At 64.4% G+C, this 14462-nt stretch carries 12 protein-coding genes; 8 read left to right on the top strand and 4 right to left on the bottom strand.

Features of this window, described 5'->3' with window-relative positions:
• The first annotated feature begins 582 nt into the window (after window positions 1–582).
• From gfo6 to ACOZ4H_RS00410, 3 genes are all read left to right on the top strand, one after another.
• Window positions 583–1665, top strand: a complete 1083-nt coding sequence (gfo6, locus tag ACOZ4H_RS00400) for a D-xylose 1-dehydrogenase Gfo6 (protein WP_424327464.1) — start codon at window positions 583–585, stop codon at window positions 1663–1665.
• A gap of 45 nt (window positions 1666–1710) precedes the next feature.
• Complete coding sequence (locus ACOZ4H_RS00405) at window positions 1711–2577, top strand: MBL fold metallo-hydrolase (protein ID WP_424327465.1); 867 nt, start codon at window positions 1711–1713, stop codon at window positions 2575–2577.
• A 129-nt stretch (window positions 2578–2706) separates the two neighbouring features.
• On the top strand, window positions 2707–3882 hold the full coding sequence (locus ACOZ4H_RS00410) for a mandelate racemase family protein (protein ID WP_424327466.1): 1176 nt from the start codon (window positions 2707–2709) through the stop codon (window positions 3880–3882).
• A 41-nt stretch (window positions 3883–3923) separates the two neighbouring features.
• On the opposite strand, the gene ACOZ4H_RS00415 is transcribed toward ACOZ4H_RS00410, so the two are convergent.
• The gene (locus ACOZ4H_RS00415) at window positions 3924–4850 is read right to left on the bottom strand and encodes a nucleoside hydrolase (protein ID WP_424327467.1); all 927 of its coding nucleotides are present in this window, start codon (window positions 4848–4850) and stop codon (window positions 3924–3926) included.
• 367 nt (window positions 4851–5217) lie between these two features.
• On the opposite strand from ACOZ4H_RS00415, the gene ACOZ4H_RS00420 reads away from it, so the two are divergent.
• Both ACOZ4H_RS00420 and ACOZ4H_RS00425 read left to right on the top strand, forming a co-directional pair.
• Window positions 5218–8673, top strand: coding sequence for a CehA/McbA family metallohydrolase (locus tag ACOZ4H_RS00420; protein ID WP_424327468.1), 3456 nt, complete (start codon window positions 5218–5220; stop codon window positions 8671–8673).
• A gap of 3 nt (window positions 8674–8676) precedes the next feature.
• Window positions 8677–9408 (top strand): hypothetical protein, encoded by a 732-nt coding sequence (locus ACOZ4H_RS00425; RefSeq protein ID WP_424327469.1) that lies wholly within the window; start codon window positions 8677–8679, stop codon window positions 9406–9408.
• A gap of 86 nt (window positions 9409–9494) precedes the next feature.
• Here the strand turns inward: ACOZ4H_RS00425 and ACOZ4H_RS00430 are convergent, their stop codons facing one another.
• Entirely contained in the window at window positions 9495–9689 is a 195-nt protein-coding gene (locus tag ACOZ4H_RS00430) for a XapX domain-containing protein (RefSeq protein ID WP_004518274.1), read from the bottom strand.
• A 477-nt stretch (window positions 9690–10166) separates the two neighbouring features.
• On the opposite strand from ACOZ4H_RS00430, the gene ACOZ4H_RS00435 reads away from it, so the two are divergent.
• Window positions 10167–11207, top strand: a complete 1041-nt coding sequence (locus ACOZ4H_RS00435; RefSeq protein WP_424327470.1) for a zinc-binding dehydrogenase — start codon at window positions 10167–10169, stop codon at window positions 11205–11207.
• A 22-nt stretch (window positions 11208–11229) separates the two neighbouring features.
• Here ACOZ4H_RS00435 and ACOZ4H_RS00440 read toward each other — a convergent pair whose 3' ends face one another.
• Together ACOZ4H_RS00440 and ACOZ4H_RS00445 are read right to left on the bottom strand one after the other, a co-directional pair.
• Window positions 11230–12441, bottom strand: a complete 1212-nt coding sequence (locus ACOZ4H_RS00440) for a cation:proton antiporter (RefSeq protein WP_424327471.1) — start codon at window positions 12439–12441, stop codon at window positions 11230–11232.
• Between the two features lie 34 nt (window positions 12442–12475).
• The gene (locus ACOZ4H_RS00445) at window positions 12476–12964 is read right to left on the bottom strand and encodes a cation:proton antiporter regulatory subunit (protein WP_424327472.1); all 489 of its coding nucleotides are present in this window, start codon (window positions 12962–12964) and stop codon (window positions 12476–12478) included.
• A 171-nt stretch (window positions 12965–13135) separates the two neighbouring features.
• On the opposite strand from ACOZ4H_RS00445, the gene ACOZ4H_RS00450 reads away from it, so the two are divergent.
• Both ACOZ4H_RS00450 and ACOZ4H_RS00455 read left to right on the top strand, forming a co-directional pair.
• On the top strand, window positions 13136–13909 hold the full coding sequence (locus tag ACOZ4H_RS00450; RefSeq protein WP_424327473.1) for a CbiX/SirB N-terminal domain-containing protein: 774 nt from the start codon (window positions 13136–13138) through the stop codon (window positions 13907–13909).
• A gap of 78 nt (window positions 13910–13987) precedes the next feature.
• Complete coding sequence (locus tag ACOZ4H_RS00455; RefSeq protein WP_424327474.1) at window positions 13988–14455, top strand: DUF2062 domain-containing protein; 468 nt, start codon at window positions 13988–13990, stop codon at window positions 14453–14455.
• Window positions 14456–14462: the final 7 nt, after the last annotated feature.

A 14462-nucleotide genomic window follows, 5' to 3' on the forward strand; every position in this document is an offset into this window, starting at 1 on the left:
GCATCGGCACTGTCTGTCCCGTACAGACGTTCCACTCTCGTTATTGGCGCCCCAGCATCCGGAGCATGTTTCGCCGTCGCCAACTACAATAGCCGGACCGGTCTGAGCACGGCGAGAAACAGTGACTGATATCGGTACCCGGTTGGGCACAGGTTTCGTTGTCGGCAGTCGTTGCATACGTCCACCTCACCGTAGTGAACACAGCGAGTGGGACGGAGTTTTGAAGCGACCCCCTATCAGACAATGCGTGGTAGGCCCCACAGTGCCGCTCGTTCATTATCGTGGAACGCCTGCCGTAACGGTTGTACTGTCGTTATTCTCGAGAGGGGAAACGGAGATCGCGGGCGGATACCGCCCATAGACAGCCCGTGAAACAGCATTATCCGCTCGGATTATCGGCCGGTCGCTGTAGAACAGCGGCGGGTGAGACTGACGATTTGTTCCATTATACCAAACATACATGTCACCAGCCGGGATTAATTTACTCGATACATGAACTATCATTCGCTACTCTGGAACGGCTCGGGCCAGCCCGGGTGTGCCAACACAAAACATAATATCCAGCCAGCCGATAACAACCTCATGGATATCGACGCGCTCACAGCCGGGTTCGACCATCGAGACTGGCAGGAACTGACAGAAACCGACAGTCCAGTCCGGTTTGCGATGATCGGTGTGGGCTGGTGGACCACCGAGCAGGCGATGCCCGCCGTCGACGCGGGGGACCTCTGTGAGACGACCGTCCTGGTCAGCGGCGACCGCGAGAAGGCGGCCGACGTGGCCGCCGATTCGGAGACGGTCGAGCACGCCATCACCTACGAAGAGTTCCACGACGGGGCCGCGAGCGACGCCTACGACGCTGTCTACATCGTTACCCCGAACGCTCGCCACCTCCCCTTCGTCGAGACGGCGGCGGAACTGGACAAGGCGATACTCTGTGAGAAGCCGATGGAGGCCACCATCGAACGCGCCGAGCGGATGGTCGAGGTGTGTGACGAGTACGACGCGACGCTGATGGTCGCCTACCGGATGCACACCGAGCCGGCCGTCCGGCGGGCGAAGGACCTCATCGACGAGGGGTACGTCGGCGAGCCGCTGTTCGTCCACGGCAACATGACCGAGCCCATCCTCGAACTGGTTCCCGACCCCGACCAGTGGCGGCTGGACTGGGAGCTCTCGGGGGGATGTGCCGTGATGGACATCGGCCTGTATCCGCTGAACACGAGCCGGTTCCTGCTGGACGCCGACCCAGTCGCCGTCCGGGGGACCGTCGCATCGGTTCAAGAGGAGTTCGCGGACGTGCCCGACGAACACGGCGCGTTCCAGCTTGATTTCCCCGGGCACGTGTACGCGGTGTGTACCGCCAGCCAGAACGCCCACCTCGACAGCCACATCTCCGTGCTCGGGACCGAGGGCAAGGTCCGCGTCGAACCGGCGTTTTACCCCTGGGACGACCGCTCGCTCCAGCTTTCCCACGAGGGCACGACGGTCGACATCGACTTCGAGCAGATCGACCAGATGGAAGAGGAGTTCGAGTACTTCGCCCACTGTCTGCTGACCGACAGCGACCCCTACGCCGACGGCGAGCACGGCCTCGTCGACATCAAGACGATCAAGGCCGTCTACGAGGCCTCCGAAACGGAGTCGACGGTCACGCTCGATTAAGTGTCGCCACGGGACTTTTTGCCCGGGCCGGCCGTAGCTCGGAGCATGGTTCAGTCAACGTGGGACGACTGGTTCGTCCGCGAGGAAGTCGAATCGACGGACCCCGGCGACGGCGTCACTATCTGGTATCTCGGCTGTAACGGCTTCGTGCTCCGGTCGCAGTCGACGACGCTGTACATCGACCCGTACTTCGGGACGGGCGACCCGCCGAACCTCATCAGAATGATTCCGGTACCGATGGACCCCGCCGATGCGACCCGATGCGACGCCACACTGGTCACACACGAGCACATCGACCACATGCATCCGCCGTCGTACGGCCCGCTGGTCGAGGACTGTGGGGCTGATCTGTATGCCCCCACGGCGTCGTACGAGTCGCCAGACTACGACGGTGAACTTCGGGTGCCCGATGAGCAGCGCAACGAAATCGCCGTCGGTGACGAGTTCGCTGTCGGCGATTTCACCGTCCACGTCACCAGCGCGAACGACCCCGATGCCATCGAGCCCGTGAGCTACGTCATCGAGCACGACGCCGGGACGTTCTTCCACGCCGGCGATAGCCGGCCTGCCGACGCGTTTGTCGATATCGGTGAGCGGTTCGACATCGACGCGGGCGCACTGGCGTTCGGGACCGTCGGCTCCATCTACGAGCCCGAACCCGATTGCGGCGTCCGAACGAAGTGGTACATGGACGAAAACGAAATTATCGAGGCCGCGAACCAGCTCCGGCTCGACCGCCTGCTCCCCTCCCACCACGACATGTGGCAGGGCGAAGCCGGCGACCCGAAAGTACTCCACGAGCACGCGGCGTCCTTCGAATATCCCCGCCTGATCGAACCACTGTACATCGGCTGTTCGGTGCGGCTGGGCGAGCCCGGTATTCGACGTATCGGTGCGCTGGGCGACAGCTGATGTAGCCGGTGTTTCAGCCCCCAATCTCGTTTGATGAAGCGGAATCGGGTTCAAACAACCACCCGGTGTTCGCTGTCTTTCGTTTGCCGCGGGGTAGCTTTAATATCCCAACCTCGGAACGTCAGACAAATGTCGCCAACGATAACGAAAATCGAAAGCCGGGAGTTCGAGTACCCGCTCGAAGACGTAGGGACCGACAAGCACGGCTTCAACCTGGTGTATGCCCCGGGAGAGACGACGACCCGGAAGCTGTTCGGCGTGCAGATTCATACCGACGAGGGAATCACGGGCGAATACGTCGGCGGTAACTCCCCGGCGGCCGCCCAGTACAACATCGTCGCGGAGTACCTCATCGGCAAGGACCCGTTGAAACGCGAGAAACACTGGTCGGAGTGCAAGCGAGCGCTCCGGAAGTACGACCGGATGGGCATCGGGCCCATCGACATCGCGCTGTGGGACTTCGCCGGCAAGTACTACGACGCACCGATCCACGAACTGCTGGGGACCTACCGCAAGCGCATCCCGGCGTACGCCTCGACCTACCACGGCGACGACGCCGGCGGGCTCGACTCGCCGGAAGCGTTCGCCGACTTCGCCGAGGACTGTCGAGACGAGGGCTTCGGCGGCTTCAAGATCCACGGCTGGGGCGGCGGCGACGACGCCCGGAGCCTCGACCGCGAGGTCGAAGCCGTCCACGCCGTCGGCGAGGCCGTCGGCGACGAGATGGACCTGATGCACGACCCGGCCTGCGAACTGGAGACGTTCGCCGACGCGCTGGAACTGGGCCGCGCGCTCGACGAGCAGGACTTCTTCTGGTACGAGGACCCGTTCCGCGACGGCGGCATCTCACAGCACGCCCACAAGAAGCTGGCCCAGAAACTCGACACGCCGATTCTCCAGACCGAGCACATCCGCGGACTGGAGATCAAGTCCGACTTCGCCGCCAGCGAGGCGACCGACTTCCTGCGGGCCGATCCCGAGTACGACGCGGGCATCACCGGCGCGATCAAGGTCGCCCGCATGGCCGAGGCGTTCGGGCTGGACGTGGAGTTCCACGCGCCCGGCCCCGCACAGCGGCACTGCATCGCCGCCTGCCGGAACTCGAACTACTACGAGATGGCGCTGGTCCACCCGGACTGCCAGAACACCCAGCCGCCGGTGTACGAGGGCGGCTACTCCGACCTGATGGACGCCGTCGACGACGACGGGACGGTCGGTGTCCCGGACGGTCCCGGTCTGGGCGTGGAGTACGACTGGGACTACATCGAGGACAACACCACCGGGAGCGTTCACGTCTACGAATAGCGCCGGTCGTTGTTTTTCTACTACCCGGCTTGGCTACCGGCTCACGCCGATGCGTAGGCCCTGACGCCGGTTTCGAGAACCTCGCGGTAACGGCGCACGTCGATATCGACGGCCACCCTGCTGTTGGGTTCGTTGTCGGTCGTGCCGTGTTCGTCACAGATCACGGCCCCGTGGCAGGGGCCGCCGGTCGTATCCACGTCGAGGTAGTACTCCTCGAAGGTGAGCACCGACTCGTCGATGATGTCCGCAACGACGGCGGCGTCGTGGATGGCCGGTGCGTCGGCCAGCGGATAGGTCCCGGAATCGGGCCGGTAGTCGAGCCACTCGGCGATTGTCCCGCGGACGCCGCCGGCCTCGCGGAACTCCTCGATGAACTCGGGGGCCACGGTAGCACGGTTGGTCACGTCCAGGCCGACCATCCGCGTAGTAGCGTCCTGGATGACGCGGCTGGCCGCGGCAGGGTCGTTGTGGAAGTTGGCCTCGGCCATCGGCGTCACGTTCCCGGACGTCATCGCCGCCCCGCCCATGAGATAGATGTCCTCGACCAGGTCGGGCAGGCGGGGCTCTTTGGCCAGCGCGATTGCCAGGTTCGGGAGCGGCCCGACAGCCGCAATCGTCAGTTCGTCGCCGTATTCGCGGGCGGCTTCGGTGATCGCGTCGGCTCCGTGGATGTCTCGTGTATCAACGTCTACGTCGGGAAGATTGCCGTGGAGCCCGGTCTCGCCATGGATCCACTCGGCGGTGTCGAGGTCGTCGACCAGCGGGCGGCCACAGCCCCGGGCGACCGGCACGTCGTAGCCACCCAGTTCCAGTATCGCGTGGGTGTTTTGCGTCGTGTTCTCGATAGTCGTGTTCCCACAGACGGTCGAGAGGCCGACGACATCGATCTCATCGTGGCCAAGCGCCATCGCCAGCATGACCGCGTCGTCGCAGCCGGGGTCAGTATCGAAGAACACTTTGCGTGACATACCTCCGAATTTCCCCCTATCGGGTATTAAAAGCTGGTACGGACTGACAAGGACACGGGAACGTCGCCGTAGACAGACCGGCAGCGTTCTGTGGGCCGTCTGTCGGGCCGGCGCCGCACCACACAGCAGTGTGTCAGTATGTGTGACCGACAAATCCGGTGTGTCCGCCACAACCGTCTTGTACTGGCCAGGTGGTGCGATACCAAGGGACAGTCGCGGGGACGCCCATCCCTGGAAGCGAAGTCCGGGCCACGGTACTCAGACACCATGCGTAGCCGACAGTTTGTTACAGAATCCAGTCATTACTTCGAAAGAGTCATTTCAGGGTAAATTTTAACTATACAGTCTCAATAGCGTACAGGAAGTGATGGACAGAAATCACATACGGCCAGTGCTACTCAGCGTACTGCTCGTTTTCTCGGTTATCAGTGCCGGCTTTCTCGGAAGCGCCGCTGCTGCACCGAGCGAGAAAAACGAGTTGACAACGGCGAACAGCCAGACGGCGACACAAACAGCATCAGTTGGTGGAGCTACCTGTCAGCTTGACGGGAGCTGTCCGGTTCCTGATGATTCTGTCGACCTCAACAACAGTGGTGCCGGGGTCGACGTCCTGATCGACGGGAGTCATCAGGGCTCGACGTTCACGGAGTTCGCGAACCGGCTCAGCGAGCGCGGGTACGACGTCGACACGAAGCGGTCGACGACCGGGGGGTTGACCTCGTGGAACAGTTCGTCCGCGAACGGGCTGTCGGACTACGACGTGGTCATCATCCCCGTCCCCCAGACGGCTTATAGCGAGTCCGAACAGGCCGCAATCGACGAGTACGTCAGAAACGGCGGCAGCCTGTTCGTCGTCGGGGACTGGACCTCGCCGCTGCAGGGCCACGCCGGCAAGCTGAACGACATCACCGACCCGTACGGGCTCCACTTCAACGGCGAGAGCGATAAGTGGCTCCGGAACATCCAGGACCCGACCAACAAGACGGTCGAGGACTACGAGTGGCGGGTCGTCCTCCACAACACGGGCCAGCATCCGATCATGAACGGCGTCGATACCGTGGAGTACGACGGGGTCAGTCTCAACGTAACCGACACCGAAAACGGGACGCAGGCCCCGCTGTTATACGGTGACAGCGACACCTACGAGTACACCTACTCCACCACCGAGGAGGAGTTCCCCCGCGGCGAGCGCATCGTCGGTGCGGCCGCGACGTGGGACATCGGTGACAACGGCCGCGTCGTCGCCTTCGGCAGCCAGAAGTCGCTCACGACGTATCTCACCGACGAGTGGCAGGCCGACCACCAGCAGACGGACACACGACCGTTCCTCTTCCGAACGGTGAAGTGGCTGGCTTCGTCGGGCCACGTCGAGCGACCGGAGCGGCCGGTCGCCGTCACCGGCGAGCGGATCAAAGGCGGCGAGACGCCCGCCAACGAGACGATCGTGCTCAAGAACAGCGAAATCGCCGCCGCCATCGGCACCGAAACCAACGGCCCCTTCGGCACGCTGCCGGGCGGTATCTACGACGCCAACGCGTACGGTCTGACGACCGACCAGATCGGGGTCGCCGAGTTCGCGTTCAACAACTTCGGGACGTGGCCCGTCTACGAGTCCTTCGAGCACCGGAACGCATCCGGACCGAACGGCGCGGCGGTCGTCACCGCGACCGGCCACGTCAGTACGAATCCGAACGTTTCTGTCACGACGACGTACACGCTGCCGGCCGATTCCAGTCACATCTGGATCAACACCACGATGGAGAACGGCGGGGACCAGCGGCTCCCGGTCAACGACTCCGAGCGCCTCCAGAGCGGGGCGGCACTCAGTTCCGAGGGGCAGTCTACCTGGCTCCCCGGTTCGGGGACCGTCGAGGAGACGCGCGCGCCGCCAGTGAGCGCCGACACGCTCACCCAGCCGTGGGCCGCGCTCACCGGCGACCGCGTCAGCTACGGCGTCTGGGGCGGCAACGGCTCGTTCACCTCGTACACCGCCTCCTCGACGTGGGTCGACCCGTGGCTCGAACACCGACTCGACCCCGGTGAGACGCAGTCGGCGGAGTTCGCCTTCTTCGTCGGCGAGGACGGCTCAAGTAGCGCGACCAGCGAGTACTACAACCAGCAGCAAGGGACCGAGACGGGAACGGTGACCGGCACCATCGCAAGCACGAACAACGAGTCCGTCTCACAGGCCACGGTCACCGCCTCGCAGGGCGACCGTGCGTTCACCTACACCGTCGGATCGGAGACGGGGACGTACGACCTCGAACTCCCCGCCGGTGAGTACACGCTGACGGCCGATGCCAGCGGATTCGCGGCGTCAGAGCCCAAGTCAGTTACCGTCAGCGGCGGCGAAACGGCCACCGCCGACTTCGACTCGCTGGAGGGGCCGGCCCCCGTCAACGTCACCGCCATGATCGACGACGAGGGCGAGGTCAGTCCCGCCGACGCCCGGATTACGGTGCTCGACGACGGCACCGCGGTCCAGACCGTCTACACCCGGACGTCGCCGGCCGGCACGGCCTCGCTCCAGCTCCCGCCCGGGAACTACACGCTGGTGTTCAACCACGGGACCGGCTACATCGCCGACCCGGTCGAGAAGAACGTCTCGGTGACGCCCGGCGAGTCAGTCAGCGTCAACGCGACGTTCACCGAGGAACTCGATCCCAGCGAACGCGACTGGGTCGGTATCGACCCCCACGCCCACAGCAGCGTCAGCTTCGACGGCAAGACGCCCATCGACAACTTCGTCGCCATCCAGCAGTCGGCGGGCGTCGACGCGGTGTTCATCTCCGATCACAACGCCATCGGCGGCTGGGGGTCGATGGAGTCACAGGCCGAGGAGCGCGACGTCATGTTCATCCGGAGCGAGGAGATCACGACCGGCGACCTCGGACACTTCAACCCGTACCCGATGCACGGCGAAGAGATGGTCGACTCCGACGGGACCATCGTCGAGTTCATCAAGGAGTCCCGCAGCCGCCACAACGCGACGGTGTTCCAGATCAACCATCCGGGTGACCGCTTCGTCAGCCTCGACAGCGCGCCCGGCCAGCACGAGGAGTACCTCCCGATGGTCGACGCCATCGAGGCGTACAACGGTCCGTACGGCGAGTCCGACGCAGCCAGTGTCCAGGGGCTGTTCACCCTCTGGAACGCGGGCTACGAGATCACGGCGACCGGCGTCAGCGACGACCACTGTTCGCAGTGCTTCCCGGCGAAATACGGCAGCGCCCGCACGCGGGCGTACGTTGAGGGGACCGTCACGCCCGAGAAGTGGGCCCAGTCGGTGAAGGACGGACACACGTACGCGACGTACGGTCCCGCCGTCGAGTTCACCGTCGACGATAGGATGCCCGGTGAGACCGTGAACACGACCGCCGGATCCGCCGTGGAGGCGTCCGCGACGGTCCGGAACCTCGACGAACTCGCCTACGCCGAAGTCATCCGGAACGGCACGACAGTCGCGAACGTCACGCTCGACGGCACGAACGACACCATGAGCACCGACGTGGACGTGGAGGGGGACGCCTGGGTCGCCTTCCGCGTCGTCGACGAGGACGGCGACCGAGCGCTGACCAGTCCGGTCTGGATTTCGGCCGGCCAGGAAGCCGAATCCGGGACTGATGACGACGGCGAATCCGGGGGTGCTACAGGGACCGCGACGCCAGTAGACACCGAGAGCGAGTCAGCGACCACGGCGGCAGCCGACACTGCGACCGCGGAACCGGAGACGACCGCCGCGTCCGGGCCCGGGTTCACCGCCGTCCTCACGCTGCTCGCGCTCGTCGGGGCGTCGCTGCTCGCAACGCGGCGGGGGACGTAAGCCATGCCGGACACCAGCCAGCGGCCGACGCGACGGGGGTTCCTCGGAACCCTCGCGCTGGCCGCGGTGACAACCGCTGGCTGTAGCAGCCTCGGCGGAACCCAGAACAGTCAGCCGGGCGTCGGAGCCAGCGGATCGACGGCGAGTCCCGGCGGGAGTGAGACGCCCGCACAGACAGACGACGAGGGACATCGCGACGAGAGCGGACACGGACACACGCACACCGACGGCGGACACGAGCACGGCGAGGAGCACACCCAGGACAGCGAACACGCTGGCAACGACGCCGAGAGTGCTGCCGAGACCGAGCTAGCAGCGTTCGAGTCCAACCTGCGGAAGTGGTTCGTCGACATCGACTCGCTGACCGTCGAAGACAGCCGCGTCAGGCTGACCTACGTCACGAAGAGCACGCGCAGCCACGAACTCGCCGCCGGCATCGAGACGGTGGTCGTCTCGTTCATCCAGGCCTACACGGACGACTGGGGGGTCGATGGTCTCGACGCGGAGGTAATCGAGCCCTCCGGCGACGTGATGGGCTACTGGCGGACCGAATCGCGGTGGGTCGAACCGGTCGTCGAGGGCCACGAGACCCGGACCGCACTCCTCGAACGGACGCTCGACACGTACCACGGCCGTCTCACTCGCGAGCACGATCACGGGGAGACCGGAACCGACCACAGCGAGAACGAGAGCAGTCACCAGCGCCACCACGGGACCGAGCACGCGGACCACTGACGGCGGCAGCGTCGTCACTGCCGTCATCGTCTGCGAGTAGTGAGGGGAAGTGGTGCAGTTAGTCCGGAAAAGGGGCGTGTAGCTGCTCAGACCTTCAGCAACGACAGCAGGCTGACGCCGACATCGAAATACTCGATGAGGCGATAACCGACGAGGATCCCGAGGATACCCATGACGCCGGCGAGGTTCGGCGGGGCCGGAATGGGGACGTCCAGCAGTCCGAACACGACGCCGGTGGCGACGCCGGTCATCGTTGCGACGATAACAAGCGAGAGATTCATCGGTCGGTCACCACTGTCCCACAGCGAGGACCCGCGGAGTCACGTGTCGGAACGCCCCGAGAGCGGCCGGCGGGTGTGTTTGAAGTGTGTGTCATTGGTGGCGTATAAAACGGGTTCGAGCGGTAAGTATGCTCCTCCTCGGGTCGACAGTGGTGAAGAGTAGCACACAACAACCACAGATAGTTCTCGAAAATCGGAAATATATCCATATATCCGATTTAGGCGGATTTTTAGGTCCAACTGTCGGGAGTACACATTATATTTAATGAATGTAGAGTCATAAAATCCAGACGTTGATCAGAATATCCAGAGTTGAATCATATGTCGTATTGTACAGACAAATAGGTATCACACGGCTGTATCATAGGAGTTGTACACGCAAATCGAGTGGTGCCAGCGGAGCGACCACTGACCGCCGCAATCCGGAGACTCTCCGGGAGGCTGGCGTTTATAAGCAAGCCACGGGAAGTGATGACGATGCAAGCCGTTCAGTTCGACAGTCACGGCGACCGTGATGTGCTCGAGTATGGCGAGTTTCCCGACCCCGAACCGGGCCGCGACGAGGTAGTCATCGACGTGAAGGCGGCCGCGCTGAACCACCTCGACATCTGGACCCGGCGCGGGCTCCCCGGCGTCGACCTCGATATGCCACACATCCCGGGGAGTGACGCCGCCGGGGTCGTCGACGAGGTGGGCGACGGCGTTTCGCGGTTCGAGCCGGGTGACCGCGTCGCCGTCCTCGCCGGCAAGAGCGGCGGCGGCGACGAGTTCACACGGAAAGGTGACCCGACACTCGCGCCGGACTTCCACATCATCGGTGAACACGTCCGGGGCGTCCACAGCGAGTACGCCGCCGTGCCGGCGGAGAACCTCACACCGGTCCCGGAGGGCGTCGACTGGGAGACGGCCGCCGCGTCGCCGCTGGTGTTCCAGACCGCCTGGCGGATGCTCCGGGACCGCGGCGACCTGAAGGCCGGCGAGTCGGTACTAGTCCTCGGTGCCTCCGGCGGTGTGGGCCACGCGGCCGTCCAGATCGCCGACCACGCCGGCGCTGAGGTGTTCGCCACCGCCAGCAGCCAGGAAAAGCTCGACTACGCCGAAGAGCTGGGCGCGGACCACACCATCAACTACGAAGAGGCGGACTTCGCGAGCGAGATCCGGGACCTGACCGACGGCCGCGGCGTCGACATGGTCGTCGACCACATCGGCGCACAGACCTGGCAGGACTCGCTCAAGAGCCTCGTCAAGGGCGGTCGGGTCGTCACCTGCGGCGCGACCACCGGCGGGAACCCTGAGACGGACATCAACCGCATCTTCTGGAACCAGTTGCAGGTCATCGGCTCGACAATGGCCACCCCGGGGCAGGCCGACGAAGTGCTGGACCTGGTCTGGCAAGGGGAGATGGAGCCGCGAGTCCGCGAGACGCTGCCAATGAGCGAGATCGTCCGGGCACACGAGATAATCGAGGACCGCGAAGGCTTCGGGAAGGTCGTGGTCGTTCCCGACAGCGAGATGTAGGACCGCCCCCACGTTTTCGTCGTTACTCCGCCCCGAAGCGGGCCGTCGCGAACTGCTCGAAGGGAGCCGAGTACTGCATCAGCATCGTCCCGAGAATACTCATGACGAGCACGTAGGCGACGGTGAAGGAGTAGACGGCGTTGGCTATCTCGGACGACAGCGACGTGCCTGCGCCGGTCAGTGCGACGGCGGCGATAATCAGAGAGAACTCGCCGCGAGTGACCATTCCGAGGCCGACGCGCATCGACCGACGGGGGTCGAGGTCGTACGCGCGGCCGCCCAGATAGCCGGACAGGATTTTCGTCGGCGTCGTGACGACGACAGCGGCGACGACGAGCGCCGCGACGCCAGCGAACAGTCGCGGGTCGGTCTCGACGCCGATCCAGAAGAAAAACACCGCCGCGAACGTGTCGCGGACGGGCTCTAACAGGTTCTCCAGTTTATGTGTGTGGGTGGTCGAGGCGAAGGCCATCCCGACGAAAAAGGCAGCGACAGCTTCGCTGACGCCGATAGCGAGGGCGACACCGGAGATGAGGACCGTGATGCCGACGGCCCGCACTACCGTGAACTCATTCGAGTTCGTCTGCAGGGCCCGCTCGAACCACGGCGTCCCGTAGCGGGCCAGGAGCAGGAGCGCGACGATGAACGAGAGCGCGACGCCGACGGAGGTCACGGCGGCCCCCACGTCGGACCCGCCGGCGACGAGAGCGGCGGCTATCGTGAGATACACAGCGATGAACAGGTCCTCGAACACGAGCGTCCCGAGCAACGGGTCGGCCTCGTCGTTGGCGATCCAGCCGAGGTCGATGAGCGACTTCGTGATGATGGCCGACGAGGAGATGTAGACGATGCCGGCGACCAGGAAGGCCGCGAGCGGGTCGCGGAACAGCGCGAACCCGAGCAGGAGACCGGCACCGAAGTTGATGGCGAGGTCGATGGTCCCCGCTCTGGTGATGCGCTCCCAGCGGTCCAGCAGCCGGTCGAGATTGAACTCAAGCCCGAGGAAAAACAGCAGGAAGACGATACCCAGTTCGGCCCCGAGTTCGATGAACTCGGTGGACTCGACGACCGGAAGGCCGTAGCCGGCGACGGAGAGTTGTCCCGCGACCGACGGCGACAGCACCATCCCGAAGACGATGTAGAACGGAATCACCGACTTGTTCAGCCACACGGCGACGAGGGTAGCGACCGCGACGGCGGCGAACAACACGCCGATACCGAGCAGGTCAGCCACGGCAGTGGACCCCCGGCAAACTGGTCGCGGACATCTACAGGTCTCCGGCAAGGAGCTTCTCGAACCGCTCGCAGTTGTCGCGCTCGCCGATGACGACGATAGTGTCGCCGGCCTCGATTTCGGCGGCGGACGTGGGGGCGGCGATAACGTCTTCCCCGCGCTGTATCGCGACGACGGTGACGCCGGTGCGTTGCCCGATGTCAGCGCCGGCCAGTGTCTCGCCGACCAGCGGCGAGTCGTCCTCGACCGCGTACCACTCGAGCAGCGTGCCCTCCGACAGCATCGTCTCGACGTGGTTGGATTCGACCGGCTGGAAGTACGCCCCTTCGAGTATCGTGCCGACCATCCGCGCCATCCGGTCGGAGAGTTCGACGAGTTTCTCGGAATCGGCGTCCGTGCTCTCTTTCAGGTACAGTTCGCGGGTCCCCGTGTTGTGGGTCACGACGACAAGCTGCTGCCCGCCGCCGATATCTACCTCGTGTTTCTTTCCCACACCCGGTAGATCGCTCTCGGTTACGTCCATAGCCGAGATTGCGGTCGATTGCCTATAAGACCCGGTGGCCCGGAGTGTCTCCGCCAATCACCGATGCCCGATACGGCGGGGACCCAAAGGTATTAGTGGGTTCCTGCCAACGTTCAGGCAAGCCAACTTTCGCTAAAACAACTCAGCTTGTTTTAGCGTTAGGAGCTACCAATGCCACACGACACACTCCTGCTCATCGGTCGGGACACGTCACGCGCTACGCCCTATGAGACACACGCTCGCCGTCTGCGCGAGCGCGGGGTAGCCACCGACGTGACGGTGCTGACCTACGATCACGAACCCCGTCGGGAGTTACGCGACGAACTGGTAGCCATCGATGCCGACCGCGTGTTCGCGCTGCCGATGACCGTCGCCCACGACCACGCGACAGTCACGGACGTACCAGCGGCACTCGACGAGGTCGACGCCGAGACGCACTACTGTGAACCAGTCGGGCGAAGCCCGCTGCTGACCGAAGCGCTCCGGGACCGCGCCGCTGCTGCGGTGCCGGAGGCCGCCGACTCCTCCGTCGCGCTCGTCGCCTTCGGCTCCAGCGGCAAGCCGTATCAGCGCCAGGTGACGGAGTACCACGCCGAGCGCCTGCGCGAGCGCTCGGCCTTCGGCGAGGTCGAACCGTGCTATCTGCTCCAGAACCCCGCCGTCGAATGTGTCAGGTACAACCTCACCCACGACCACGCCGTCGCCGTACCGCTCTTTCTCGCGCCCACCGACGCGACCGAGACGCAGATTCCCGACAAACTCGACCTCGACAGAGGTGGGCTCTCCTACACCGACACGCTGGACGACCACCCGCTCGTCACCGAGGCCGTCGCAACTGCCGTCGAGACGGCGCGAACGATGGCCGACGCACGCACACCACAGACGTTCGAGGCGACGCTGGCCGCCACAAACCGGCCGATGGCGACCGACGGCGAGGGCGATTAGGGCTGTCGCGGCGTCAGTGCCGAGCACGCGCCGGACGAGAGGAAGCGATTTGTACCCACGGTACATTCTGGCACGTAGATGGTTCGTCGACGAGTGGCGCGGACGCGGGAACAGGTCAAAGAGAAGCTAGTGGCCGCGCTGGTCGAGGAGCACTCTCCGCGGGAGGTCGCTATGAGCTTCAGCGTCGGCGTGTTCCTCACTGCGCTGCCGACCCTCGGCACTGGGTTTATCGCCTTTCTCGTCCTCGCGTACCTGTTCAAACAGCTCAGCAAGGTCGCGCTGTTCGCGTCCGTGCTGATTCTCAATCCACCGGTCAAGTGGGGCGTGTACGCGTCGAGCTTCTGGCTCGGTAACAAAATCTTGGGGCCGGTGCCCGGCATGACATTCGACGGGGTATCGGCCTCGATGGGCACCGGACTCCTGGTCCGGCTCTGGGTCGGGAATATCATTCTGGCCGTCGTGTTCGCCGCTATCGGGTACGTACTCGCGTTCCGTTTGATCAACGAGTACAGGCGACGGCAGAAGGGACCGGTCGCGGTCAGCTAACCGAGAC

It is taken from the genome of Haloarcula amylolytica, assembly GCF_049705545.1.
GTDB classification, from domain to species: domain Archaea; phylum Halobacteriota; class Halobacteria; order Halobacteriales; family Haloarculaceae; genus Haloarcula; species Haloarcula amylolytica_B.